This is a genomic window from Bradyrhizobium sp. AUGA SZCCT0176 (assembly GCF_018130145.1).
Classification (GTDB): domain Bacteria; phylum Pseudomonadota; class Alphaproteobacteria; order Rhizobiales; family Xanthobacteraceae; genus Bradyrhizobium.
In genome coordinates this window covers 39,821-64,150 of sequence record NZ_JAFCMB010000008.1, presented here as the reverse complement: position 1 = coordinate 64,150, position 24,330 = coordinate 39,821, and the positions used below count along the sequence as shown (strand labels likewise).

Genomic DNA, 24,330 nt, shown 5'->3' with positions numbered 1-24,330 from the left:
TGAACCCATTGAAGCGTTAGGGATCGGTTCGGGGCGTCGGATCCCCCGGGATCGGCAAGGGCGCATCCTTCGCGACGCCAAGGACCGGCAGGCTTCTGATGGTCCGGACCTCGGGCATGGCGGCGAACTGCCGAAGCTGCTGATGCATCCCCTCGACATCGGGCGCAACGCATTTGAGTAAAAAGTCCGCTTCTCCCGAGATGCGCCAGCTTTGCAGAACCAGCGGCAAGGTCGCAATCGAGGCTTCGAACGCTTCCAGCGTCGCCTTGGCCTGGCTCGCCAGCTGGATCGATACGAACGACACGACCTCGTAGCCGAGCACCTTCTCGTCGATCGTGGCGCGGATCGCCTTGATCACGCCGCGGCTGCGCAGGGAGCGCACGCGCCGCAGGCAAGGCGGCAGGGAGAGGCCGACACGACTGGCCAGTTCGTTGATCCGGATGCGTCCATCCTTCTGGAGCTCGGACAATATCTTCAGGTCGATGTCGTCGAGCTTGTGATTGGCTGCCATGGCTGCTCGTTCGCGCTCAAGAGTCCGCCGCTGCTAGACGGCTGCAACGCGCCGTGGCTTGCGGATGCTGCGGGCAGGGGCGCTCGCGGCCTGCGGCGTCACGCCCGACAGCACGAGTTTCTCATGGGCGGCGATGATCGCGTCCCTGGTCAGGCGTCCGCCCGGCCGGTACCAGGTGCAGAGGCCGGTCAGGAGCGCCAGGATCGCAAACGTCGCCACCTTCACGTCAACGACTTCGAAGGCGCCTTCGGAAACGCCGTCCGAGAGGATACGCGCCAGCCGCGCCTCATAGGCGCTGCGCAGCGCCACGATCGCCTCATAGTTCTTCGGCTCCAGGCTGCGCAGCTCGGAATTGGCGATGAAGACCTCGCGCTTGCGGCTCATGTGGTAGGTGACGTGGAATGCGACGAAGGCGCGGAGCTTTTCCTCCGGACTTTGCTTTCCTTCCAGCGCGAGATCGAGCTGACGAATGAGCTCGTTGACGTGGTCCTGCACCAGCTCGAACAGCAGTTCCTGCTTGGTGCTGATATGATTGTACAGCGACCCCACCTGGATCCCGACCTCGGCGGCGAGGTCGCGCAGGCTCATCGCGGAATAGCCCTGTTCGAAGATCAGGCGCAGTCCGGCCTTGCGGATCGCTTCCAGCGTCTTCGGGCCATAAGAGCCGATCGTGCGTGCCATTTTGGTCCCCGGGCGGTCGAATAAGTCGCCTGTAAAGATACAAACGACCGTATGTTTATTGCATGAGATGTGAGGAATTTCAACGGCATAACGTGACATTTTGGCGGAAAATCGAAAATGATGACCATCCTCTTGCGGCTCCATTAAAAAAACGTATGATCGTTTTTAATTCGGAGGAGACATCATCCTGCAAACGGGCCGTCAATCGCGGCTGCCGGGACACTTCACCGCAAAGATGGTACAGCCTGTCGCGCCGTTTCGCGAGAGGTCTTGTCCCGTTAGTCCTAGAGGCCCACGCACCACCGCCCGTCACTCAAAGAAACGATAGGCCATGTCGCTTCATTCAACGATCGATCCCACATCCGCCGATTTTGCCCGCAACGCTGAAGTGATGCGCGGCCTCGTCGCCGACCTCCGTGAAAAACTCAAGGTGGTTGCCGGCGGCGGCGGCAAGACCTCGCGCGCGCGGCATACCTCGCGCGGCAAAATGCTGGCGCGCCAGCGTGTCGACCTACTGGTCGATCCCGGGACCGCGTTCCTCGAATTGTCGCCGCTGGCCGCCCACGGCCTCTATGGCGGCGACGTCCATTCCGCCAGCGTCATCACCGGGGTAGGGCGCATCTCGGGCCGCGAATGCGTCATCGTCGCCAACGACGCCACCATCAAGGGCGGCACCTATTATCCGATGACCGTGAAGAAGCATCTGCGCGCGCAGGACATCGCGCGGCAGAACAATCTGCCCTGCGTCTACATGGTCGATTCCGGCGGCGCGTTCCTGCCGCTGCAGGACGAGATCTTTCCCGACGAGCGGCATTTCGGCCGCATCTTCTACAACCAGGCGCAGATGTCGGCGCAAGGCATTCCGCAGATCGCCATTGTGATGGGCTCCTGCACGGCCGGCGGCGCCTATGTGCCCGCGATGTCGGACGAGAGCATCATCGTGCGTAACCAGGGCACGATCTTTCTCGGCGGACCGCCGCTGGTGAAGGCCGCGACCGGCGAGGTGGTCACGGCCGAAGAGCTCGGCGGCGCCGACGTGCATTCGCGGCAGTCCGGCGTCACCGACCATTACGCGCAGAACGACGCCCATGCGATCGGGATCGCGCGTCGCATCGTCGCCACGTTGAAGCCGCCGACGCGCGCCGCACTCAACATGCGCGAGCCGCGCGAGCCGCTGTTCCCGGCGGAGGAAATCTACGGCGTGGTTTCCGCCGACGGCCGCAAGCCGTTCGACGTTCATGACGTCATCGCGCGGATCGTCGATGGTTCCGAATTCGACGAGTTCAAGAAACTTTACGGTACGACCCTGATCTGCGGCTTTGCCCATATCTGGGGCTATCCGGTCGGTATCATCGCCAACAACGGCATCCTGTTCAGCGAGAGCTCGCTGAAGGGCGCGCACTTCATCGAATTGTGCTGCCAGCGCAATATTCCGCTGGTGTTCCTGCAGAACATTACCGGCTTCATGGTCGGCAAGAAATACGAGGCCGGCGGCATCGCGCGCGACGGCGCCAAGCTGGTGACGGCGGTGGCGACCGCCGGGGTGCCGAAATTCACCGTCGTGATCGGCGGCTCCTATGGCGCCGGCAATTACGGCATGTCGGGGCGGGCCTACAGCCCGCGCTTCCTCTGGATGTGGCCGAACGCCCGCATTTCGGTGATGGGCGGCGAGCAGGCGTCGATGGTTCTGGCCCAGGTGCGGCGCGACGGTATCGAGGCGAAGGGCGACACCTGGTCGGCCGAAGAGGACGAGAAGTTTCGTGCGCCGATTCGTGCTCAGTATGAGAGCCAGGGCAGTCCTTATTATGCCACCGCGCGGCTGTGGGACGATGGGGTGATCGATCCCGCCGACACGCGGCTGGTGCTCGGCCTTGGATTATCCGCGGCTGCCAACGCGCCGATCGAACCGACGAAATTCGGCCTGTTCAGGATGTGATGCAGGAACTCATGATGGACCGCTCGAAACTATACCGGCGTTTTCGCACGCTCTTGATCGCCAACCGCGGCGAGATCGCCTGCCGCGTGATCCGCTCCGCCCGCGCCATGGGGCTGCGCACCGTGGCCGTCTATTCCGAAGCCGACCGCGACGCCATGCATGTCGCCATGGCCGATGAGGCCGTGCTGCTGGGGCCGGCGCGGGCCCGCGACAGCTACCTCAACGTCGAGCGGGTCATTGAGGCCGCGCGCCAGACCGGCGCCGAAGCGGTGCACCCCGGCTATGGGTTCCTGTCTGAAAATGCCGAGTTCGCGCAAGCCTGCCTCGACGCCGGCCTGGTGTTCGTCGGTCCGACCGCCGCGATGATGACGGCAATGGGCTCCAAATCCGGCTCCAAGGCGCTGATGGAAAAGGCCGGCGTGCCGCTGGTGCCCGGCTATCACGGCGAGGCCCAGGACGAGGCGACGCTGGCGCAGGCCGCCGACAAGATCGGCTTCCCGGTGCTGGTCAAGGCCTCGGCCGGTGGCGGCGGGCGCGGCATGCGCGTGGTCAATTCGGCCGGTGAACTGGCGGCGGCCATCGTCAGTGCCAAGCGCGAAGCAAAAGCCGCGTTCGGCGACGATCGCATGCTGATCGAAAAATTCGTCCTCAACCCGCGTCACATCGAGGTGCAGATCATCGGCGACAGCCACGGCAATCTGCTGTCGCTGTTCGAGCGCGAATGCACGCTGCAGCGGCGCCATCAGAAGGTGATCGAGGAGGCGCCGTCGCCGACGCTGAACGCCACCCAGCGCGAGGCGGTTTGCGCCGCCGCGCGCAAGGCGGCCGGCGCGGTCAATTATGTCGGCGCCGGCACCATCGAATTCGTCTCCGACGGCAAGGACGTGTTCTTCATCGAGATGAACACGCGCCTGCAGGTCGAGCATCCCGTGACCGAATTGATCACCGGCGTCGACCTGGTGGAATGGCAGTTGCGGGTGGCGTTCGGCGAAAAGCTGCCGCTGACGCAAAATGAGATCAAGCTGAACGGCCATGCCATCGAGGCGCGGGTTTATGCGGAAAACCCGCAGAAGAATTTTATGCCCTCGGTCGGCCGGATCAAGACATGGAGCACGCCTGACGCCGTTGACGGCCTGCGGATCGATGCCGGCTATCGCAGCGGCGATGCGGTATCGCCCTATTACGACGCCATGCTCGCCAAAGTGATCGCGTGGGCGCCGACGCGGCAGGCCGCGATTGAGAGGCTCAACCGCGGACTGGAAGAGACCGACGTCCGCGGCATCGTGACCAACATCCCGTTCCTGTCGGCGCTGGTGACGCATCCGCAGGTTCGGGCGAATACCATCGACACCAGTTTTATTGAACGCGAATTGAAGGGCCTGACGGACCCGAAACACGCGTGCGGCCATCTTGAACTCTGTGCAGCGATCGCCGCTATCGTCGTCGAAGAGCGCAAGGTCGCAGCCAAGGAGGCCCATTCGCCGTGGCAGGCCTTTGGCTGGCAGCCGGTCGGCCAGCGGCAGCGGGTGTTCGCGCTTCGCCAGGGCCAGGGCGCCGAGCAGAAGGTCACGCTGGACTATGGCAACGGGGCGTCGACGCTGTCGATCGGCGAGCGCCAATTCGTTTTCACCACGACGCCGGCGGATGATGGTGGTTTTGATCTGACGCTCGACGGCATTAAATCTCATGTCGTTGCCGTGATCGAGGGCCACGAACTCTATCTGCGCACCCGCAACGGCCGCTTTGATCTGCATTGGGTCGATCCGTTCGGCGGCGAGACCGAGGAGCATGTCGGCGAGGACAAGATCGTGGCGCCCTTGCCGGGCACCGTGGTGGCGTTGCTGGCCGAGGAGGGCGCGACGCTGGAGAAGGGGGCTGCGATCCTGACGCTGGAAGTCATGAAGATGGAGCAGACCCTGCGCGCGCCGTTTGCCGGCGTGTTGAAGAAGATCAAATGCAAGGTCGGCGATATCGTTGGCGAAGGCGTCGAACTCGCCGAAGTCGAACCTGCAGCCTCGTGAGGCCGAAATGAGCGACGCTGTCCGTATCATTGAAGTAGGGCCGCGCGACGGGCTGCAGAACGAGAAGATCCCGATCAGCGTCGCGGACCGCATCGCCTTCATCGAGGCTTTGATCGGTGCAGGATTGCACACCGTCGAGGTCGGCGCCTTCGTGTCGCCGAAAGCGATCCCGCAGATGGTCGGCTCGGACCAGGTGTTGCGCGGCGTCAGCCATATCGGGGGCAGTGAATTCCACGTGCTGGTGCCGAACGAAAAGGGCTACGAGGCCTCGCAAGCGGCCGGCGCCAAGGTCATTGCCGTGTTCGCCTCGGCCTCGGAAGGATTTTCGCGCGCCAACATCAATTGCTCGGTCGCGGAATCGATCGAGCGCTTCAAGCCGGTGGTCGCCCGCGCCAAGGCCGATGGCATCAGGGTGCGCGGCTATATTTCCTGCGTGCTCGGCTGTCCCTTTGATGGCGAGGTGAAGCCGCAAGCGGTCGTCGACGTCGCCAAAATGCTGTGGGACCTCGGCTGTTACGAGGTCTCGCTCGGCGACACCATCGGCGTCGGTACGCCGATGAAGGCGCGGCAGCTGCTGCGTGCGGTGGCCGGCAGCGTGCCGATGGAAAAGCTCGCGATGCATTTCCATGACACCTATGGGCAGGCGCTGGCTAACCTCTATGCGGGGATGGAAGAGGGCGCGCGCGTGATCGATTCCGCCGCCGGCGGTCTCGGCGGCTGCCCCTACGCCCCCGGCGCGACCGGTAATGTCGCGACCGAGGACGTGATCTACATGCTCGAGGGCTTGGGGATGAAAACCGGCGTGGACATGACAAAGCTGCTCGCGGCGACCAATGAGGTCAGGCGCTTGATTGGCAGGCCTCCAGTCAGCCGCGTCGCGTCGGCATTGAACGCAAAGATGCGCACCGCGAAATAGACCGCTTAGGCGGCCTTCAAGCCGACATTCGGCAGCATCGGCCGGTTCTTCAGCGCCGTGGACATGATGGCTTCGACCTCCGCCTTTTCGTGCGGCAGCAATGCCAGCCGCGGCGGACGGGTCAGCGCAGTACCGCGGCCAATGATGTGCTCGCAAAGCTTGATGCACTGGACAAGGTCCGGACGGGCATCGAGATGCAGCAGCGGCATGAACCATTCGTAGAGCGGCATGGCTTCGGCGTAGCGTCCGGCCTTTGCGAGGCGGAACAAGGTTTCCCCTTCGCGCGGGAAGGCATTTGACATGCCCGATACCCAGCCGACCGCACCCATGGCCACGCTCTCGACGATGACGTCGTCGAGGCCGGCGAACAGCACGAAGCGATCGCCGACCATGTTGCGGGTGTCGATGAAACGCCTGGTGTCGCCGGAGGAATCCTTGAAGCACACCACCGTCTCGACGTCGGCGAGCGTGGCGAGAATATCCGGCGTCACGTCGTTCTTGTAGATCGGCGGGTTGTTGTAGAGCATGACAGGCAGATCGGTCGCCGTTGCGACCGATCTGAAGTGCGCGGCGGTCTCGTGAGGCTTGGACGAATAGACCAGCGCCGGCATCACCATGATGCCGTCGATCCCGACCCGCGCGGCTTCCCTGGCGGTTTCCACCGCAAAGGCCGTCGTGAACTCGGCGATGCCGCACAACACAGGAACGCGGCCGGCCGCGACCGACTTAGCCGTCTCCATGATGGCGATCTTTTCCTTGCGCTCGAGCGAGGTGTTCTCGCCGACCGAACCGCAGATGATCAGTCCGGATACGCCGTCGCGGATCAAGCCGTCCATCACTTTGGCGGTGGCGTTGATGTCGAGCGACAGGTCGTCATGGAATTGCGTGGTAACGGCCGGGAAGACGCCTTCCCAGGAAATGCGTGGGCTCATTGTTTCGCTCCGATGGGATTTTTCCGGCGGATTCTTTGAATCCGCCGGGATTTGACTGGAAGAACGATGGAGAAGGTCAGAGCGTCGCGCCGACCTTGCGCAGCTCGGCGAGGACGGGGGCTTTGGGCAGCCAGATCTTGTCGAACTCGGCAATGACAGCCTCGGTATCCGCCGTCGCGACCTGCCGGATCGGGATCGGCGCGTTGCGGAAGTTTTCGATCAGCTTCGGCTCGTTGCCCGCGAGTTCGTCGATCTGCGCGTCGAGCGTCGACTTGACGGTCTTGGCGATCAGCTCCTTGTCGGCTGCCGGCAGCGACTGCCACACGCGGCCGGAGACGACGGCTGCCATCGGCATGAAGACGGCGTTCATCTGCAGGATGACCTTGGCGACCTTGTCAAAGCGCTGGTTCCAGGAGAATTCGAGGTCGGCCTCGAGCCCGTCGACCTGGCCGTTCGACATCGCGTCGAACACCTGCGGCGTCGGGATCGGCGTCGGCGCCGCGCCGAGCGACGAATAGAAGTCGCGATAGACCGGCGTCGGATTGATGCGCAGCTTCATGCCTTTGATATCGGCGAGACCAGTCAGGTCCTTGGCCGAGAAGATCGCGCGCATGCCGGTGATGCCCCAGCCCAGACCGATCGTTCCAGTTTCCTGCGGCAGCACGTCGAACAGTTTGACCGCCGCGGGATGGCGGACGAACTTGGCGACCGACGGCGTCGAACGCACGATGTAGGGCGCGTTGATCGCGGCGATGTGCGGCACGCGCGAGCCGAGTTCGGCGGCCTGGATGAAGCCCATGTCGAGCGCGCCGGATTGCAGCTGCTGCATCATGGCGGGCTCGTTGCCGAGCTGCCCGGAGTGAAACACGGTCATGGTCAGGCGGCCGCTGGTGGCGGCCTTCAGGTCCTCGCCGAGCTTGAGGGCGGCCTTGTTCCAGGAGTGCCCGTTGGGCGTGATGAGGCCGAGCCGAAACTCCTTGGCCTGGGCCAGCGCGAGCGAGGGCGCGAACAACGGCACGGCCGCGCCGGCGGCAAGAAATCGGCCAAGAAATCGACGACGTGAAATGGACATGGCAAGGCTCCTTTGAGTTGGGCGATTCACTTGATGAGGACGAGGGACAGGGAGGGATAGAGCGAGAGCAGCACCAGCAGGACGCAGGAGATCCCGAAAAAAGGCAGCGTCACGATGAACATCTTTCCCGGCTTGGCGCCGGTAACGGCGGCGGCGACGAAGAAGCAAAGGCCCACTGGAGGTGACAGCAGGCCGAGCACCAGATTGATCACCACCACCACGCCGAAATGCCGGGGATCGATGTGATAGATTTCGGTGGCGACCGGCAGCAGGATCGGCACCGTCATGATCAGGCCGGGAATTCCGTCAATCACCGTGCCGATCACCAGCAGGATGACGTTGCAAAGCAGCATGAAGCTGACCGGATCCTTGGCCACCGACTGGATCCACGCCGCGGTTTCCTGCGGCACCTTGCCGAAGATCAGCACCCAGGAGAACACGGCGGCGGCCGCCACCAGAAACAGCACGATGGCCGAATAGATGCCGGAGCGCAGCATCATCTGCGGCAGCTGCGAGAATTCGAACTCCCTGGTCCAGTATTTTCCGATCAGGGCCGCCGCGACCGCGCCGACGGCCGCCGACTCCGTCGCGTTGGCAAGCCCGCCAAGGATCGAGCCGACGATGACGATCGGAATCAGCAGTGTCGGACAGGTGCGCAGGATCGTCGCCACGCGCTGGCGCGGCGTCTGATATTCGGCGCGCGGGTAGTTGTAGACGTAGCCCATCAGCGCAATGACGAGACAGAACATCACCGTGAGGATCACGCCGGGCACGATGCCGGCGATCAGCATGTCGCTGACCGAGACCTGCGCCAGCACGCTGTAGACGACGAACATCACGGATGGCGGAATGATCGGCCCGAGCATGCCGCCATAGGCGGTCAGGCCCGCCGCAAAGGTCCTGTCGTAACCCTTCTTCTCCATTTCCGGGACCATGATCTGCGCCATGATCGCGACCTGCGCGGTCGCCGAACCGAGGATGGAGGAGATGAACATGTTGGCGAGGATGTTGACGTAGGCCAGCCCGCCCTTCAGCGAGCCGACAAACGCCATCGCCATGTCGACGATGCGCCGGGTAATGCCGCCGCCATTCATGATCTCGCCGATCAGGATGAACAGCGGTATCGCGATCAGTCCGTAACTGTCGACGCCGCCGAACAATTGCAGCGGATAGGATTGAAACAGCACCGGATTGCCCGACGCGATGATGTAAACAAAGCCGGCAAGGCAGAGACAAAGACCGATCGGCACGCCGACCAGCATGATCACCATGAAGGCGGCCGAGGTGATCATCAGTTGACCCCGTCGAGCTCGGAGAGCTGGAAGCCCTTCAAGGCCGTTCGTGGCATGAGATCGAGGTCCTCGAGCAGATTGGCGATGCCGTGGATCGTGATCGACACGGCAAAGATCGGCAGCGTCAGATACACCACCCAGGTCGGCCAATTGAGCGTCTGGGTGCGCTCGGTGTAGAGGAAGTTGAAGGTCTCGCCGGCAAATTTGCGGGCGTCGAAGCCGGCGCGGGCGAGGCCAACCGGGTCCATCCAGAGCCAGCAGGTGGCGATCAGCGACACGCCGAACACCACGACCATGCCGGTTGCGATCACCTTGGCAAGCTTCTGGGCTCGCGCCGAAAGCCGTTCGGTCAGCATGGTGACGGCGAAATCGAGTCTCAGCCGGGTCATCGCGGAGGCGCCGATAAACGTCAGCCAGACCACGCAATAGACGGCCGATTCATCGATCCAGTAGATCGGAAAATGCGAATAGCGGGTGACGACGTTCACCAGGATCAGGGCCGTCAGCAGATACATCAAGCCCATCAGGGCAAGGCGCTCGCATGCGAGCAGGGCGCCGGAGGCCCTGACCACGAAGCTGCGGGCGCTGAACGCCGGCGCATCGGAAGCCGTTTGTTCGATCATGGGGAGCCCCGCAGCCCGCGAAATTTGCCGTGCATTCGCAAAATGTATAATTTATACATTATTGCTGTCAATGGAGATTGCGGGGCCAATCGTGGGCCTCCCACCGGCTTTGTGCTGGGGCGGACCACTTCAACGTGCGAAACAAGACCGCCTCGACTGGAGGGGCCGGCGATGAAGACGGAAGATCAAATGAAAGTCCCGCTAAAGCACCGGACCTTATCGGCCGCGATCGTCGACCAGCTCAGGCAATCGATTCTCGACGGGACCTATCCGGCGGGATCCCAACTGCGGCAGGACGCGCTGGGCGATGCTTATGGCGTGAGCCGCATTCCGGTTCGTGAAGCGCTGTTTCAGCTCGAGGCCGAAGGCCTGGTACGGATCGTCCCGCAAAAGGGGGCGATCGTTTCGGAACTGTCGCTCGACGAAATCAACGACGTGTTTGATCTGCGCCGGATCCTGGAGCCGCGGCTGCTGGCGCAATCCGCACCTTGCTTTGCCGCCAGGGACCTCGACGGATTGGACGATATCCAGAAGCGCTTCGAGAAGGCGATCAAGGCGCGCAACGTCAGCGAATGGGGTCAGCTCAACGCCGAATTTCACATGGCGCTCTACGCGCAGGCACGCCAGCCCCGGACCAAGGCGATCGTCGTGGCGCTGCTGCAAACCAGCGACCGCTACACGCGCCTGCAACTATCCAACACCAAGGCGATGGGGATCGCTGAAAAGGAGCACGCCCATCTGATCGCGCTGTGCCGGGCACAGCAAATCGACGAGGCGTGCCGGTTTCTGGAGCAGCATATCGAATCCGTCAGAGCGGATCTGTTGCACGTCGTCGGTGGCGGCTCGATCGCAGTTCGTTCCAAGCGCGGAACGCGGGCAGGCGAGTAGTGCGAACGCATCAGGCGGCGACGTCGCTTGCAAGCTTCAGCAGATTGGCCGACGTCGCCGTCGCGGCACTGTAGTCTTTCCACGCGGTATCGCGCGCGATGTCGCGCCACTTGGCGACGGTTGCCGCATCGAGCGCGCTGACTTTGGCGCCGGCCTTCTCATAGACCTTGGCGACTTCGATATCGTCGTCCTGTGCACCCTTCTTGGCGAAGGCTTCGAGGTCGGCGCCGACCGCGCGAATGATGTCCTGCTGGTTCTTCGGCAGCTTGTCGAAGCTCGGCTTCGACATCAACAATGGCTCCAGCATGAACCAGTAGGATGCGCCCGCGCCCGAGGTCAGCGATTTTGCGACCTCCTCCAGACGGAACGAGATCAGGCTGGTGGAGGAGGTAATTCCGGCATCGCAGGCGCCGCTCTGCATCGCCGCATAGAGTTCGTTGGACGGTACCGAGAGCACCGCTGCGCCCGCGGTCAGCAGCACCATGTCCATCTCGCGCGAACCGCCGCGAACCTTGAGGCCCTTGGCGTCTTCCGGAGCGACGATCGGCCTGGAACGGCTGGCGACGCCGCCGGCCTGCCAGACCCAGCTCAGCAAGATGATGCCCTTGTCGGCCAGGAAATCGGTCAGCGCCTTGCCGACGGGGTGCGTTTTCCAGCGCAAGCCCTGATCGTAGGTCGAAACCAGTCCGGGCATCAGGCCGATATTGGTTTCCGGCAATTCGCCGCCGGCATAGGGAAGGGGATAGAGGCTTAGATCGAGCTCACCTTTGCGCATCGCCGAGAATTGCGCGTTGGTCTTGATCAGCGAGGAGTTCGGATAGACCTCGGCCGCGATCTCGCCGCCGCTGCGCTTGGCGACTTCCTGCGCGAACGTACGGCACAGGCGGTCGCGGAAATCGCCCTTGTCGATGGTGCCGCCCGGAAACTGATGCGAAATCTTCAGCCTCGTTGCGGCGTGTGCGGTGCCCGTGCCGAAGCGAAGGATAGCAGGCGCGGCGAGCGCGGATCCGAGAACATGGCGGCGTGTGAGCATGGTTCTCCCCTGAATTCCATTCCCGATTGGCGTGTCCAAGCCGGCGCTGAGCGCAGTTTAACCGGCTGCGTGCGAAGATTCTCTGTTCTGATCGTTCGAGCCAGCCTGTCGCTCAAGGCAGCAGTGGCTGATTCCAGAGCCAGACTTCAAGGTCTGCCGCAGTGCACACGTAGGGAGGGGAGGGTTTTAGCGGAAGACTCGTCAAACATGCGTCCGCCTCCGTTTCTCGGGGCGCGTGCGCTGGCCTGCTTCAATTATCCGCTATGGCCGGTAATGACGCGTATCCTTGTGACGTCGCGCTGCCGCCATCCAGGACAATAGGCGCAGGGACGACCCAGGAAGAACGACTCGCTGTTCAACACGTCCAGGAGTGCCACGAGGAAGGACAGGGCATGATGAAGACGGACGCCATGAAACGACGGCGGGATGGTGAAAGACGGCATGAACAATAGCCAAGCCGTCGTTTGTTTTTTCAATCGGGCTCGCCCGAGCGGAGTCTTGCGATTTCCGGCGCGGATGCCCGCGCCCGAACGAGCGCGTTACTTCTTCTTGCCTTTGCCGCCGCTCTTGCGGGCCGCGTAGCGTGCATCGCGCTTGGCCTTCGCTTCGGCCTCGAGGGCTGCCTGTCTGGCGGCCTCTTCTTCCTTTTCGCGGGCGAGCTGGGCGGCAGCCGCGGCCGCAGCTTCTTCCTCGCGCGCCTTGGCTTCGGCCTTGGCAGCTTCGCGGGCTTCCTTGGCCTTGGCGCGGGCGGCCGCCTGCGCTTCGCGCTCGACCTGACGCTGCTTCACCTCCGGATCGTCAGGGCCGGGCTGGGCCTTGAACTTGTTCAGGATGTTCTGTCTCGCTTGCTGGGCGGCCTTCTGGCGGTCGGCGAAGCTGGGTTCCTTGAATCCACTCATAAAAGGGGCCTTGTCGTTTTCTTGATTGGTTGTGAAACGCAGGGGATTGGCGGTTTGCGCTTCAGTAGGTGAACCGGCGACAAAATGCCAGCGCCGAAGGGGGCAAACAGGGAGATTTCCGTGAACTGCCCGGTTGGTCGTCCGATGCCGGTGAGCGCGCTGGCGGCGGCCCTGGCCGGATCGCCGATGGCGTGCGCCTCGACACAAGCAACAGCAAGCGCCGGCTGAAACCGGTTCCGAGCAGCCAGGCAGTGGCTGTTCTAATCGACCCTGAATTGGTCGCGGCGGCCGCCCGGGCCGAGAATTTTCGCAACTGTCACGGCCGTCATCGCCACGCGATCGGATGTCCGCTGGGCTTCCAGCCTGTCGCGGGCTCCCTCCTTGATCATGAGATCGATGAGTTCGAGCCGCTTGGCATCGTCGGTCGCTTCGGCCAGTAGTTTTCGATAGCGATCGTAGTCGTAGCCCGTTTCCTGCTTACTAATGGCACGCCCCCCGCACACGCACTTTCCCCGAACCAACAGTGTTGATCAACCTCCGCACGCGCGCAACGGATTTGCGGGACTTATGCCCCTGCCGCGCATCTTGGCGTGCGAGTGTTGCAGAATTGATCCGGCAGGTAGCGCACAGGTTGTGGCGCGGTCGGATGTCAGGAGAGGGAACCCGATACGATCGGTAGCGCCGCCCTGTTTGGGCACGGAACTGCAATCGGTCGCACCCTGAAAGCCGAAACACTGTGAATTCGATCACATAAGGACGGCCGGCGCGAGCCTATGTTGCGGCAGTTCCTGAAAGGAGCGACCGCCATGATCCCGAATTGGTGCACCCCTAAAAATGTCGTTCTCGCCGCAGCGATCGTTTTGTTCGCCTGCGTCGCGGGCGGCGTCGCGACCGGACTGGCGTATCCGGAGCCGGTGTCCAGCGCCGCGCTCGGGCCGGATTGGCAGTGCAGCCGGATGGCGTTTGTCTGGACCACCTGCAGGAGGCTGACGCACGCCAAATCTGCATCGATTCGTGTAGCGAGGGAACCGGTCTGCACGCGAATCCGAACGTAGGCGCGAGCCTACGCTAAGCTACCTTCGATGCCGGTCTAGACGATGGTCGTGAGCACAAACGCGTGCCACGCGCTCCAGTCGATTCCATCGAAACTGCGTGCATACATGGTTTCCGTGCCGGTGCCAGCGCCACCACGAAGCCAGACATCGTCGAGATCGGCGACGCTAACGTCGATTGCGATACCGGCGGCCCAGTGGGAATTCGCAGGCGTCCAGAAGTAACTGCTGCTGGCGCCTGCGCCACCATCCCAGAACTGGTAGGCGGTTGCGGTATGTCCGTCGGCGTCGGAATAGGACAGCAGTTGCCGATCTCACTCCATTCATTGATATGCAAGGATTGATTGCTGATCGTGGTCACCGGCGCATGGTTCGGCAGCGTGGTCAGGGTGAACGAGTCCCAATTGTCCCACGCGGTTCCATCGAAAGCCCGTATGTACATGGTGTCGGTACCGCCCGCCGTACCGCCTTATCACTACGGCGCTGGTAGCACCTATGTCGCCACGGGAAACATCTGATGACGAACCGCCGGCTGCGGGTGCGTCATATGCGCCTCTGAACGTGGTGTAACCGCGATATCGATCGTGGCGCCACAGGGTCTCGATCGGCTCGAACCAGCGTTGCGCTGACTTTGGATTACAACTCGCATCGGAAATAAGGTCGCGAACCGGAGGTGCTTCACGCGTCAATAGCCGCCGGAGACGCAATCGGTTTGCCACTCAAGTGGTATCAGCGAACATACTACGCACCGGCTAGGCCGCTGAGTCGCGAGCCTGTCGGGTGGGCCGCGGGGCGTGCATGGCGCTATTAAAGCGCGGCCCGAACGGATAGGCAAATCGTCCTGCAGCTTGGGCTGGGAACAGCAACGAGCCACCGCACATCGCGAGGCGCCTGAGTTCGCTGGAGCCGCAGCCTGTCTGGCGGGCTGAACTCTCTCCACGACGGCTGCAACGGTCGTTGGTTGTGGCGTATCGCATGCGCAACCTGACTCCATATTCTGCTGCAAATCAGGTATTGAAGACCGACCACCAAAGGGTTGATTTATCAATTACGGATCTGGAGGGCACAATGGTTTCCGAAGATAAGCACTACGAATTTCTCACCAAACAAATAGCGGATCGTAGTCAGAAAATATACGAATCATTCAATCAATTTATACGGCTCTTCTCGGCCGTTGTGGGAGGGACGATCTGGATCAGTCTTCAAGCGGATGCCAGCAAAAGAGGCGGCAATTCCCAGATCTACGAAACGTTCTCCAACTTTCTTGTCATCGCCATCGCCGTGATGAGTGCCCTAATCATCATCGAGAACGTAAGATCGTGGAAAGGCTACCGCCAAGCGCTGGTAAAGATGGGTGCAAACGACGTAGCGAGCCCCGTGTATATTCCGGCGCCGTTGCGATATCGATCGTCGATCATCGAGATCGGGATGATTTGCAGCATGTTCCTCGCCACGATCCTGTTCTGCATATTCAATCCACTCGCTCTGATCCCGTCAACTCCTTAACAATTTGCCGACCGCGGATAGCCACGCTTAGCCTTGACCCGGCAACCTTGACTGAACCGCTATCGTGCCGACCTGAACATCACCGTAATAGATGCGCCAGCAGTCGGAGCTTTCCGAGTGTGAGCGGCTGGTGAGGGCGCGCGTACCGCTATTGAGGCGCGCCCGTTCTGCGCGCTTCGGCAACCAGTGTCGTCCATCCTCCGGCGTCCTTTACTGAAGCATCATCGGCGACGCGCCCGGACAGTCTGAATTGAAATGATTGAAGTCCCGGTCTATGAGATGGCCATGGCCGAGCCTCGCAAGATCTCACCCAAATTGCTTGAATTGTTGGTATGTCCCCTGACCAAGGGGCCGCTGGAGTTTGACGAGGTAAAACAGGAACTGATCTCCCGTTCGGCACACCTCGCATACTCGATCCGGGACGGCATCCCGATCATGCTGCCGGCAGAAGCGCGAAAGCTGGATTGAAGTCTTTCGTCTACCAAAGAACCCGTCTCACACAGCGTCCGTTTGATTCATCAGCTCCATATTGCTAGACGAGCGGCCATGGAAAAGTCGCGTCTCAGATTGTCCCGCTTTGACCTGGTACTCGCCATGCTGGCGGTTGTGGTCATCCTCTACGTCCTGAGCCTTGGCGCTGCGGTACGGCTCTAATCGGACCTCCTGCAATCAATGACCGATCTCATCCGCTACCGCTACAATACGATGGCCGCTGAATCGCCCAACGGCGAGTGGACTTGGCGGGTGATTTTAGAGGAGCCGGATGGGTTCAAAGAGGTTCTGGTAAAGCGACTTGTGGTGAACGTGTCGTCGTTCAGCAAGGAAGATGAGATGCCAGTTGTAGGGCGAAAATATCATATGGCTTGCCGAGGTACGTTCCGCCTTGAAGACGATGGCACCGGGATTATCGATCCGTAGGTCATCTCAGTTGGCGGCCTCTTTCTTATGGTGCCACGCGAAGCCATCTTTGCGCTCGCCGGACCAGCGAATGTCGAGCCGCGACTGCTCGGTCCGTTACCGGGCGAGCGACAACCATGAAAGCCAAGAGTTCTCTTCAATACAGAATGCGACACGGCTTTTTCGAGAAAAAACCAGCTATCCGATTGAAAATATTGGCGATCCCAGCAGGATTCGAACCTGCAACCCACGGAGTAGAAATCCGTTACTCTATCCAGTTGAGCTATGGGACCGTCGGAGTCTTTCTAACACTGCCAATATGAAAAATCCGCTTCGGAGCCAAGTCCGTTCCGAACCGATTTCCTTCAGGCTGCGACAAAGCCAGACGGCGAACCATTGCCATCGGTCCGCCCGTCAATCAATGCTGCGCCGGCAACCCCTGTCGGTGCGGTCCGGGACCTTGGACTGTCAGAGCCATGCCGCATGCGACTTTTTCGCAAGCCTCTTCCATCGCCATCAGTCCGTCACCTTTTCGCGCACTTTTCGTCCGTTACGAGGCGGTCGTCCGCCCAAGGAGCTCCATCATGATCGGTTTGGTTCGCGCCACAGTCGTTTGCGCCACGCTGGCGCTTGGCCTGGTCGCAGCGCAGGCAGCAGACAAAGCCTTCAAACGCGACGATCTCGCCGATTCCGCGATCAAGCTGGAGGCCCAGATCAAGAGCGAGGCGGGGCCGGTCGCCAAATCCAGCGCGACGCTGCGGACCGATGCGGATAGCGCCTTCAAGCGTTCCGACTTCCGCACCGGCCTACAAATCCTCGGACAGATCGCGGGCACCACGCCCGAAGACAGTGCCAACTGGCTCAAACTCGCCAAGACCATCTTCCAGATCCGTTCCGCAAGCTCGAGCGAACAGACCTTCCTGCTCGAGCGCGCCTCGACCGCGGCCTACATCGCCTATCAGCGCGCCGGCAACGCCGCCGAGGAAGCCGATGCGCTGGCTGTGCTGGGCCGGGCGATGTCCGACCGCAAGCTCTGGCGCCCGGCGCTGGATGCGCTGCGGCTGTCGCTGGACATGCGCGAGGTCGCCGAGGTGCGCGGCCAATATGAGAAGATGCGCGACCAACACGGTTTTCGTCTTTTGGATTACACCGTGGACTCCGACGGCGCGTCACCGCGGGCGTGCTTCCAGTTCTCTGAAGATCTGGCAAAACGGGTCGATTTTGCGCCGTTTCTGGCGCTGGCCGGCACCGACAAGCCGGCGCTGTCGGCCGAAGGCAAGCAGCTTTGCGTCGACGGCCTGAAGCACGGCGAGCGCTACAACATCAATCTGCGTGCCGGCCTGCCGTCCACGGTCAAGGAAACCCTGCCGAAATCGGCCGAATTCAACATCTATGTCCGCGACCGCAAGCCGTTCGTGCGCTTTACCGGCCGCGCCTATGTGCTGCCGCGTACCGGCCAGCGCGGCATCCCGCTGGTCAGCGTCAATACGCCTGCGGTGAACGTCAACGTGTTCCGGATCGGCGACCGCAATTTGATCAACACGGTGATCGACAGCGACTTCCAGAAGACGCTGTCGACCTACCAGCTCGGCGATCTCGGCGACGAGAAGGGCGTCAAGGTCTGGACCGGCGAACTCGCCACCGCCACCACGCTCAACCAGGACGTCATTACCGCTTTCCCGGTTGACCAGGCGCTCGGCGACCTGCAGCCGGGGGTCTATGTGATGACGGCGTCAGCCAAAGGCCCCGGCAGCGATGATGACGGCCGGCTGGCGACGCAGTGGTTCATCGTCTCCGACATGGGCCTGTCGGCGTTTTCAGGCAATGACGGTATCCACGTCTTCGTCAATTCGCTGGCATCCACCGAGGCGGTCGGCAAGGCCGAGGTGCGGCTGATCGCGCGCAACAACGAGATCCTGGCGACCCGCAAGACCGACGATTCCGGCCACGTGCTGTTCGAGGCTGGATTGGCGCGCGGCGAGGGCGGGCTGTCGCCGGCCTTGTTGACGGTCATGAGCGAAAAGTCGGACTACGCTTTCCTCAGCCTCAAAACCAACGCGTTCGACCTCACCGACCGCGGCGTGTCCGGTCGGGTGGTGCCGGCGGGCGCCGATGCCTTCGTCTATGCCGAGCGCGGCGTCTACCGCTCCACCGAAACCGTCTACTTGACCGCGCTGCTGCGCGACGGGCAGGGCAACGCCATGGCCGGCGGGCCGCTCACCCTCGTCATCGAGCGTCCGGATGGCGTCGAATTCCGCCGTGCCGTGCTACCCGATCAGGGCGCGGGCGGCCGCAGCATGGTGGTGCCGCTCAATTCCGCGGTCCCGACCGGGACCTGGCGGGTACGCGCCTTCACGGACCCCAAGGGATCGGCGGTCGGCGAGACCACCTTCATGGTCGAGGACTACATCCCCGAGCGGATCGAATTCAACATCTCCAGCAAGGAGAAAATGATCAAAGCTGAAGTTCCAGTTGAACTTAAGGTCGATGGCCGTTTCCTTTACGGTGCGCCGGCTTCCGGCCTGCAGCTCGAAGGCGACATGCTGGTCACCTCGGCAGCCTCCGGGCGGCCGGGCTATCCCGGCTACCAGTTCGGCGTCGCCGACGAGGAAACCGCCAGCAACGAGCGCACCCCGATCGAGAACCTGCCGGAGGCCGATGCCAATGGCGTGGCGACGTTCCCGGTGTCGCTGGCCAAGGCGCCAACTTCGACCCGCCCGCAGGAGGCGCAAATCTTCGTCCGGATGGCGGAGGCCGGTGGCCGCGCCGTCGAGCGCAAGCTGGTACTCCCCGTGGCGCCTGCCACGCCCCTGATCGGCATCAAGCCGCTGTTTGGCGACAAGAGCGTCGCCGAGGGCGACAAGGCCGAATTCGACGTGGTGTTCGTCGCTCCCGATGGCAAGCAATTGCCGCGCGATGGCTTGCGTTACGAGCTCCTGAAGATGGAATCCCGCTACCAGTGGTACCGGCAGAATTCGTCCTGGGAATATGAGCCGGTCAAATCGACCTCGCGCGTCGCCGATGGCGACCTGACGCTCACGGCCGACAAGGCGGCGCGGGTGTCGCTGGCGCCGCAGCCTGGCCGCTATCGCCTCGACGTCAAATCGACCGAGGCGGACGGGCCGGTCACCTCGGTCCAGTTCGACGTCGGCTGGTATTCGGACGGCAGCGCCGACACCCCCGATCTCCTCGAAACCTCGATCGACAAGCCGGAATATGCGTCCGGCGATACCATGGTGGTGTCGGTCAACGCCCGCACGGCCGGCAAGCTGACCATCAACGTCCTGGGCGACCGCCTGCTCACCACCCAGACCGTGGACGTCAAGGAAGGCACCCAGCAGGTCAAGCTATCAGTCGGCAAGGATTGGGGTACCGGCGCCTATGTGCTGGCGACGTTGCGCCGTCCGCTCGACGCCGCGGCGCTGCGGATGCCCGGACGGGCAATCGGCCTGAAATGGTTCGGCATCGACAAGAAGGCCCGCACGCTGCAGGTGGCGCTCTCGCCGCCGCCGCTGGTCCGCCCCGGCACCGCGCTGAAGATTCCGGTCAAACTCGGCGGGCTCAACCCCGGCGAAGACGCCAAGATCGTGGTCGCCGCGGTGGATGTCGGCATTCTGAACCTGACCAATTACAAGCCGCCGGCGCCGGATGATTTCTATCTCGGCCAACGCCGCCTCACGTCCGAGATCCGCGACCTCTATGGGCAATTGATCGACGGCATGCAGGGTACCCGCGGCCAGCTCAAGACCGGCGGTGACGGTGCCGGCGCCGAGCTGCAGGGCAGCCCGCCCACCCAGAAACCGCTCGCGCTTTATTCCGGCATCGTCACGGTCGGCCCTGACGGGTCCGCCGAGATCAGCTTCGACATTCCGGAGTTCGCCGGCACCGCGCGTGTCATGGCGGTGGCCTGGAGTGCGACAAGGCTTGGCCGCGCCACCATCGACGTCACCGTGCGCGATCCCGTGGTGCTGACGGCAACATTGCCGCGCTTCCTGCTCAATGGCGACCGCGGCACCATGAGCTTTGATCTCGACAACGTTGAAGGTGCACCCGGCGACTATACGATTAACGTCAAAACGACGGGGCCCGTAAAGGTAACCGGCAATGCCGCGACGACTGTGAAACTCGCCGCCAAGCAGCGGACCTCGATGTCGTTGGCGATCGACGCCGGCGGCGCCGGCACCGCCAATCTCGACGTCGATATCAAGGGGCCGAACGGCCTGGCGCTGGCGCGGCACTATGCGCTCGACGTCAAGGCGGCGACGCAGGTCCTGGCGCGCCGCTCGATCCGCACCCTGGCCAAGGGCGAGAGCCTGACGCTGACCTCGGACATGTTTACCGACCTGGTGTCGGGAACGGGCAGCGTGTCGCTCTCCGTCAGCCTGTCCACCGCACTCGATGCGGCGACCATCCTGAAGGCGCTGGATCGCTATCCGCACGGCTGTTCCGAACAGATCACCAGCCGCGCGATGCCGCTGCTCTACGTCAACGACCTTGCGGCAGGCGCCCATCTGGCGATGGACACCGCGGTCGATCAGCGCATCAAGGACGCGATCGAGCGGCTGCTGGCACGTCAGGGCTCGAACGGCTCGTTCGGCCTTTGGTCGGCGGGCGGCGACGATGCCTGGCTCGACGCCTATGTGACTGACTTCCTGACCCGCGCCCGTGAAAAGGGCTTTGCGGTGCCGGATGTGCTGTTCAAGAGCGCGCTCGACCGCATCCGCAACTCGGTGGTCAACGCCAACGAGCCCGAAAAGGACGGCGGCCGCGATCTGGCCTACGGCCTCTACGTGCTGGCACGCAATGGCGCCGCCCCGATCGGCGACCTGCGCTACCTCGCCGACACCAAGCTGAGCAATCTGGCGACGCCGATTGCGAAGTCGCAATTGGCGGCGGCGCTGGCGTTGGTCGGCGACAAGGCGAGGGCGGAACGCGTCTACGGCGCTGCGCTCGATGCACTGGCGCCGAAGCCCGTGATCGAGTTCGGCCGGGTCGACTATGGCAGCGCTTTACGCGATGCCGCAGCTTTGGTGTCGCTCGCCAGCGAAGGCAATGCCCCGCGGGCGACGCTGACGCAGGCGGTGCAGCGGGTCGAAGTGGCGCGGGGACTGACGCCCTACACCTCGACGCAGGAAAACGCCTGGCTGGTGTTGGCCTCGCGCGCGCTGTCGAAGGAGACGATGGCGCTCGATATCGATGGTTCGCCGATCAAGACGGCGGCTTATCGCAGCTACAAGGCGGAGCAGATGGCAGGCAGGCCGGTCAAGATCACCAACACCGGCGATGCACCGGTGCAGGCGGTGGTGTCGGTCTCGGGTTCGCCGGTCACGCCGGAGCCGGCCGCCTCGAACGGCTTCAAGATCGAGCGCAATTACTTCACGCTCGACGGCAAGCCCGCCGATATCAGCAAGGCCAAGCAGAACGATCGTTTCGCCGTGGTGCTGAAGATCACCGAGGCCAAGCCGGAATACGGGCACATCATGGTATCCGACTATCTCCCGGCCGGCCTTGAGATCGACAACCCGCGGCTGGTGTCTTCCGGCGACAAAAACACACTGGACTGGATCGAGGACGGCGAGGAGCCGGAGAATACCGAGTTCCGCGATGACCGCTTCACCGCGGCCATCGATCGCGCGAGCGACGATACGGCGGTGTTCACCGTCGCCTATGTCGTGCGCGCGGTTTCCCCCGGCAAATACGTGCTGCCGCAGGCCTATGTCGAGGACATGTACAATCCCTCGCGCTATGGCCGCACCGGCACCGGCACCGTGGAGGTGCGTCCGGCCAAATGAGTGCGCCCGCGAACCAGCAGAAGTCGTCATGCCCGGGCAAAGGCGCGAAGCGCGTCTTCGCGCAGATGTCCCGGGCATCCACGACTTTTGTTGATACAAAGCAAGACGTGGATGGCCGGGACCATGACGGTGCTGGAAAGCGACGCATCGTTCGCTTCGCGGCAGCAATGGCTGTCGTACTTCTCGCCATCTCCGGCGCGTTCGCCGGCTGGGTTGCCTCGCTCGGCCCGCTGCCGCTGGAGCAGGCGCGCAAGGTCTCGACCTCGATCGTCGACCGCAACGGCAAATTGCTGCGGGCCTATGCGATGGCCGACGGCCGCTGGCGGCTGCCGGTCGATGCCAAAACCGGCGTCGATCCTGGCTACCTCAAGCTGCTGCTGGCGTACGAAGATCGCCGCTTCCACTCGCATCGCGGCGTCGATCCGCTGGCGCTCGGCCGTGCCGCACTTCAGCTGATGACGCGCGGCCACATCGTCTCCGGTGGTTCGACGATTACGATGCAATTGGCGCGGCTGATGGAGCCGCGGCGGGAGCGCTCGGTCTACGCCAAGCTGCGCCAGATGGTGCGCGCGATCCAGATCGAGCGGCAATTGAACAAGGATCAGATCCTCGATCTCTATCTGGCGCTGGCGCCGTTCGGCGGCAATCTGGAGGGCGTGCGCGCCGCTTCGATCGCCTATTTCGGCAAGGAGCCGAAGCGGCTCTCGCTGGCGGAAGCGGCGCTCTTGGTGGCGCTGCCGCAATCGCCGGAGACCCGCCGCCTCGACCGCCATCCCGAGGTCGCCCGCGCCGCGCGCGATCGCGTGCTCGAACGCATGGTGAATGAGCAGCGCGTAACCGAAGAGGATTCGGTTCAGGCCAAGGCCGTCTCCGTGCCGCGGCTGCGCAAGCCGATGCCGATATTGGCGCCGCATTCCTCCGACCAGTCGATGGCGACGGTGAAGGATACGCCGGTCATCAAGCTGACGCTGGATGCAGGCCTGCAGAAGACCCTTGAAGCGCTGGCGCGCGACCGCGCGATTGCGCAGGGGCCGAACATTTCGGTAGCGATGATCGCGGTCGACAATGAAAGCGGCGACGTGCTGGCGCGGGTCGGCTCGTCGGATTATTTCGACGAGCGGCGCGCCGGGCAGGTCGACATGACCCGCGCGGTGCGCTCGCCAGGATCGACGCTAAAGCCCTTCATCTACGGTCTCGCCTTCGAAGACGGCTTTGTGCATCCGGAGAGCCTGATCGACGATCGTCCGATCCGGTTCGGCTCCTACGCGCCTGAAAACTTCGACATGACGTTTCAGGGCACGGTGCCCGTGCGCAAGGCGCTGCAACTGTCCCTGAACGTGCCGGCGATCGCGCTGCTCGACCGCGTCGGCTCAAGCCGGCTGTCGTCGCGGCTGAAGCAGGCCGGCGGCAATCTGGTGCTGCCGAAAGACGAAGCGCCGGGCCTTGCCATGGGCCTCGGCGGCGTCGGCGTTACCCTGCAGGATCTGGCGCAACTCTATGCGGGGCTGGCGCGGCTCGGCACCACAAAGCCCTTGCGCGAAATAATGATCGCCAAGGACGAGCGCGACCCGATGCGGCTGATGGATCAGGCCGCGGCCTGGCAGGTCGGCAACGTCCTGATCGGCACGCCGCCGCCGGAAAACGGCGTGCACAACCGGATCGCCTTCAAGACCGGCACCAGCTACGGCTATCGCGATGCCTGGTCGGTCGGTTTCGACGGCCGCATCACTATCGGCGTATGGGTCGGGCGTCCCGACGGCGCGCCGGTGGCCGGGCTGGTCGGCCGTACCGCCGCCGCGCCGATCCTGTTCGACGCCTTCGCGCGCACCGGAAAAACCTTTGCGCCATTGCCGAAACCGCCCAAGGGCGCGCTGATCGCTGGTAACGCCAAGCTTCCGGTGCCGCTGCGGCGCTTCCGCCCCATTGGCGAACTGGTCCGCACCGGCAGCGATCAGGCGCCGCGCATCCAGTTTCCGCTGAACGGTTCACGGATCGACGTCGACCGTTCCAACGACGGGCAATTCTCGGCGATGCCGGTCAAGGTCGCTGGCGGCGTGCTGCCGCTGACCATGCTGGTGAACGGTATCGCGGTCGGCGAGATCGGCAGCCGGCGTCAACGTCTGGTCGAGCCGCCCGGACCGGGCTTTGCACGCCTCACGGTCATCGACGCGACCGGCGCCGCCGACACCGTGGTGATCCGGGTGCAATAAACAGGTACAATTTGACCGATCAGGGGGCCGGGAACACCGCCGGATAGCGGGAACTGCGGTGTTGTTTGC

Annotated in this window: 18 protein-coding genes and 1 tRNA gene; 10 read left to right on the top strand and 9 right to left on the bottom strand. The window is 63.1% G+C overall.

All coding sequences use genetic code 11. From position 1 onward, the window contains the following. Positions 1-16: 16 nt before the first annotated feature. Positions 17-511: an Lrp/AsnC family transcriptional regulator gene (locus tag JQ600_RS19955; RefSeq protein ID WP_212389322.1), complete on the bottom strand. Its 495-nt coding sequence runs from the start codon at positions 509-511 to the stop codon at positions 17-19. A gap of 33 nt (positions 512-544) precedes the next feature. Next, a complete protein-coding gene (locus tag JQ600_RS19950) occupies positions 545-1,192 on the bottom strand; it encodes a TetR/AcrR family transcriptional regulator (protein WP_212490050.1) in 648 nt (215 codons plus the stop codon). Between the two features lie 331 nt (positions 1,193-1,523). Here JQ600_RS19950 and JQ600_RS19945 point away from each other — a divergent pair, with 331 nt between their 5' ends. Genes JQ600_RS19945 through JQ600_RS19935 form a run of 3 tightly spaced genes read left to right on the top strand, consistent with a single transcriptional unit; the run spans position 1,524 to position 6,065 of the window. Beyond that, entirely contained in the window at positions 1,524-3,128 is a 1,605-nt protein-coding gene (locus JQ600_RS19945; RefSeq protein ID WP_212490049.1) for a carboxyl transferase domain-containing protein, read from the top strand. 14 nt (positions 3,129-3,142) lie between these two features. Continuing rightward, the gene (locus JQ600_RS19940; protein WP_212389319.1) at positions 3,143-5,149 is read left to right on the top strand and encodes an acetyl/propionyl/methylcrotonyl-CoA carboxylase subunit alpha; all 2,007 of its coding nucleotides are present in this window, start codon (positions 3,143-3,145) and stop codon (positions 5,147-5,149) included. A 7-nt stretch (positions 5,150-5,156) separates the two neighbouring features. Further along, a complete protein-coding gene (locus JQ600_RS19935; RefSeq protein WP_212389318.1) occupies positions 5,157-6,065 on the top strand; it encodes a hydroxymethylglutaryl-CoA lyase in 909 nt (302 codons plus the stop codon). 5 nt (positions 6,066-6,070) lie between these two features. On the opposite strand, the gene JQ600_RS19930 is transcribed toward JQ600_RS19935, so the two are convergent. From JQ600_RS19930 to JQ600_RS19915, 4 genes are all read right to left on the bottom strand, one after another. Next, positions 6,071-6,997: a dihydrodipicolinate synthase family protein gene (locus JQ600_RS19930; RefSeq protein ID WP_212389317.1), complete on the bottom strand. Its 927-nt coding sequence runs from the start codon at positions 6,995-6,997 to the stop codon at positions 6,071-6,073. Positions 6,998-7,073: 76 nt separating this feature from the next. Next, positions 7,074-8,069, bottom strand: a complete 996-nt coding sequence (locus JQ600_RS19925; RefSeq protein ID WP_212389316.1) for a TRAP transporter substrate-binding protein — start codon at positions 8,067-8,069, stop codon at positions 7,074-7,076. 26 nt (positions 8,070-8,095) lie between these two features. Further along, on the bottom strand, positions 8,096-9,361 hold the full coding sequence (locus tag JQ600_RS19920; protein WP_212261605.1) for a TRAP transporter large permease: 1,266 nt from the start codon (positions 9,359-9,361) through the stop codon (positions 8,096-8,098). Continuing rightward, positions 9,361-9,984 carry a TRAP transporter small permease gene (locus JQ600_RS19915; protein ID WP_212261602.1) on the bottom strand — a complete coding sequence of 208 codons (624 nt, stop codon included), beginning with the start codon at positions 9,982-9,984 and terminating at the stop codon, positions 9,361-9,363. Before JQ600_RS19915 ends, JQ600_RS19920 begins: the two co-directional genes overlap by 1 nt. A 189-nt stretch (positions 9,985-10,173) precedes the next feature. On the opposite strand from JQ600_RS19915, the gene JQ600_RS19910 reads away from it, so the two are divergent. Continuing rightward, on the top strand, positions 10,174-10,872 hold the full coding sequence (locus tag JQ600_RS19910) for a GntR family transcriptional regulator (protein ID WP_212389315.1): 699 nt from the start codon (positions 10,174-10,176) through the stop codon (positions 10,870-10,872). Between the two features lie 10 nt (positions 10,873-10,882). On the opposite strand, the gene dctP is transcribed toward JQ600_RS19910, so the two are convergent. Continuing rightward, the gene (gene dctP / locus JQ600_RS19905) at positions 10,883-11,905 is read right to left on the bottom strand and encodes a TRAP transporter substrate-binding protein DctP (protein WP_212389314.1); all 1,023 of its coding nucleotides are present in this window, start codon (positions 11,903-11,905) and stop codon (positions 10,883-10,885) included. A 539-nt stretch (positions 11,906-12,444) separates the two neighbouring features. Then, positions 12,445-12,804 carry a DUF6481 family protein gene (locus JQ600_RS19900; RefSeq protein WP_212261593.1) on the bottom strand — a complete coding sequence of 120 codons (360 nt, stop codon included), beginning with the start codon at positions 12,802-12,804 and terminating at the stop codon, positions 12,445-12,447. A 68-nt stretch (positions 12,805-12,872) separates the two neighbouring features. On the opposite strand from JQ600_RS19900, the gene JQ600_RS37595 reads away from it, so the two are divergent. The 4 genes from JQ600_RS37595 to JQ600_RS19880 all read left to right on the top strand — a co-directional run bounded on the left by JQ600_RS37595 (position 12,873) and on the right by JQ600_RS19880 (position 16,280). Continuing rightward, positions 12,873-13,244, top strand: coding sequence for a hypothetical protein (locus JQ600_RS37595; protein ID WP_212389313.1), 372 nt, complete (start codon positions 12,873-12,875; stop codon positions 13,242-13,244). 1,587 nt (positions 13,245-14,831) lie between these two features. Beyond that, positions 14,832-15,362, top strand: coding sequence for a hypothetical protein (locus JQ600_RS19890; RefSeq protein ID WP_212389312.1), 531 nt, complete (start codon positions 14,832-14,834; stop codon positions 15,360-15,362). Positions 15,363-15,647: 285 nt separating this feature from the next. Beyond that, positions 15,648-15,830, top strand: a complete 183-nt coding sequence (locus JQ600_RS19885; RefSeq protein WP_312011001.1) for a Trm112 family protein — start codon at positions 15,648-15,650, stop codon at positions 15,828-15,830. 204 nt (positions 15,831-16,034) lie between these two features. After that, entirely contained in the window at positions 16,035-16,280 is a 246-nt protein-coding gene (locus JQ600_RS19880; protein WP_212261584.1) for a hypothetical protein, read from the top strand. A gap of 195 nt (positions 16,281-16,475) precedes the next feature. On the opposite strand, the gene JQ600_RS19875 is transcribed toward JQ600_RS19880, so the two are convergent. Beyond that, positions 16,476-16,552 (bottom strand) — tRNA-Arg (locus JQ600_RS19875). 291 nt (positions 16,553-16,843) lie between these two features. Here JQ600_RS19875 and JQ600_RS19870 point away from each other — a divergent pair. Together JQ600_RS19870 and pbpC are read left to right on the top strand one after the other, a co-directional pair. Then, positions 16,844-22,051, top strand: a complete 5,208-nt coding sequence (locus JQ600_RS19870; protein WP_212389311.1) for an alpha-2-macroglobulin — start codon at positions 16,844-16,846, stop codon at positions 22,049-22,051. Positions 22,052-22,218: 167 nt separating this feature from the next. Continuing rightward, positions 22,219-24,261 carry a penicillin-binding protein 1C gene (pbpC, locus tag JQ600_RS19865; RefSeq protein ID WP_409363304.1) on the top strand — a complete coding sequence of 681 codons (2,043 nt, stop codon included), beginning with the start codon at positions 22,219-22,221 and terminating at the stop codon, positions 24,259-24,261. Positions 24,262-24,330: the final 69 nt, after the last annotated feature.

Bases quoted from the DNA above. Each gene is read 5' to 3' on its own strand.
- JQ600_RS19955 (WP_212389322.1), bottom strand. From the start codon at position 511: ATGGCAGCCAATCACAAGCTCGACGACATCGACCTGAAGATATTGTCC.
- JQ600_RS19950 (WP_212490050.1), bottom strand. From the start codon at position 1,192: ATGGCACGCACGATCGGCTCTTATGGCCCGAAGACGCTGGAAGCGATC.
- JQ600_RS19945 (WP_212490049.1), top strand. From the start codon at position 1,524: ATGTCGCTTCATTCAACGATCGATCCCACATCCGCCGATTTTGCCCGC.
- JQ600_RS19940 (WP_212389319.1), top strand. From the start codon at position 3,143: ATGGACCGCTCGAAACTATACCGGCGTTTTCGCACGCTCTTGATCGCC.
- JQ600_RS19935 (WP_212389318.1), top strand. From the start codon at position 5,157: ATGAGCGACGCTGTCCGTATCATTGAAGTAGGGCCGCGCGACGGGCTG.
- JQ600_RS19930 (WP_212389317.1), bottom strand. From the start codon at position 6,997: ATGAGCCCACGCATTTCCTGGGAAGGCGTCTTCCCGGCCGTTACCACG.
- JQ600_RS19925 (WP_212389316.1), bottom strand. From the start codon at position 8,069: ATGTCCATTTCACGTCGTCGATTTCTTGGCCGATTTCTTGCCGCCGGC.
- JQ600_RS19920 (WP_212261605.1), bottom strand. From the start codon at position 9,361: ATGATCACCTCGGCCGCCTTCATGGTGATCATGCTGGTCGGCGTGCCG.
- JQ600_RS19915 (WP_212261602.1), bottom strand. From the start codon at position 9,984: ATGATCGAACAAACGGCTTCCGATGCGCCGGCGTTCAGCGCCCGCAGC.
- JQ600_RS19910 (WP_212389315.1), top strand. From the start codon at position 10,174: ATGAAAGTCCCGCTAAAGCACCGGACCTTATCGGCCGCGATCGTCGAC.
- dctP (WP_212389314.1), bottom strand. From the start codon at position 11,905: ATGCTCACACGCCGCCATGTTCTCGGATCCGCGCTCGCCGCGCCTGCT.
- JQ600_RS19900 (WP_212261593.1), bottom strand. From the start codon at position 12,804: ATGAGTGGATTCAAGGAACCCAGCTTCGCCGACCGCCAGAAGGCCGCC.
- JQ600_RS19890 (WP_212389312.1), top strand. From the start codon at position 14,832: ATGCGCAACCTGACTCCATATTCTGCTGCAAATCAGGTATTGAAGACC.
- JQ600_RS19885 (WP_312011001.1), top strand. From the start codon at position 15,648: ATGGCCGAGCCTCGCAAGATCTCACCCAAATTGCTTGAATTGTTGGTA.
- JQ600_RS19880 (WP_212261584.1), top strand. From the start codon at position 16,035: ATGACCGATCTCATCCGCTACCGCTACAATACGATGGCCGCTGAATCG.
- JQ600_RS19870 (WP_212389311.1), top strand. From the start codon at position 16,844: ATGATCGGTTTGGTTCGCGCCACAGTCGTTTGCGCCACGCTGGCGCTT.
- pbpC (WP_409363304.1), top strand. From the start codon at position 22,219: ATGGCTGTCGTACTTCTCGCCATCTCCGGCGCGTTCGCCGGCTGGGTT.